2 protein-coding genes are annotated in these 731 nt (G+C 28.5%); both read right to left on the bottom strand.

The window, feature by feature from the left end; all coding sequences use genetic code 11:
- Nucleotides 1-353, bottom strand: a 353-nt coding sequence (locus OQH62_RS08575) for a hypothetical protein (RefSeq protein WP_266016148.1), incomplete at its 3' end; no start/stop codon positions are given.
- Nucleotides 354-361: 8 nt separating this feature from the next.
- On the bottom strand, nt 362-649 hold the full coding sequence (locus OQH62_RS08570; protein WP_266016145.1) for a hypothetical protein: 288 nt from the start codon (nt 647-649) through the stop codon (nt 362-364).
- Between the last annotated feature and the right edge of the window lie 82 nt (nt 650-731).

The following is a 731-nucleotide window of genomic DNA, read 5'->3' as shown; positions in this document are numbered from 1 at the left end:
TGTGTTTCCCCATTGGTAGTAAATTCATACCAATGTGTCCAACGATAACCATATTCTACAAAACTAAGGTATTCTTTAAATAATCCAAAAGAAGTTATCAAAATTACTGAAAGAAAAAATATAAAAAAATAACTTACCATAATATTTTTATTTTTAAAGATACAATCTAATATTATGCTGATACAACCTAAAAGAATAGTTACAAATACGAAAACTATGTCCCAACGAGCAAGTAATTCCAAGAAAGTTTTTTGATTATCAATAGCTGCATCTATGAAGCCCACCATACCCAAAGACCAAAATAATACTATAAATATTTTAAAAGCCAAAAGCCAAGTCATTTTTACTTTCATTTTAACTCCTAATTAATGGGTTTGCAATAGTTAGTGTGAATACTCCATTCGTAGAAAACAACATTATCACACTCCACCTTTGTAGTATCCTCATATTTAACTATCAAAGGAATTTTACCTTGATTGTTAAGAATCTCCTCTTTATATTTCTCTACATATTTTAAAAAGATTTCAAAAAAATTATCATTGTTTTTCCATAAATCTATACACCCAGCACTTTCAGCAGCCCATCCTCCGTGAATAAAGAAGTTGTTTCTAATGATAGTTTGTCCTTTAGAATCTGTGATATGAAGCATTATTTGTCAAAACCAAAAAAACAAACTAGAGCAAAAAACAGAAAAGGACAATAAAAAAACATGCAGACAATAAAACAGATTT

This window comes from Campylobacter sp. MIT 21-1684 (assembly GCF_026241315.1).
In the GTDB taxonomy this organism is placed as follows: domain Bacteria; phylum Campylobacterota; class Campylobacteria; order Campylobacterales; family Campylobacteraceae; genus Campylobacter_D.
Note: the sequence above shows the minus strand (reverse complement) of the source record. Positions and strands in the feature narration are given on the sequence as shown.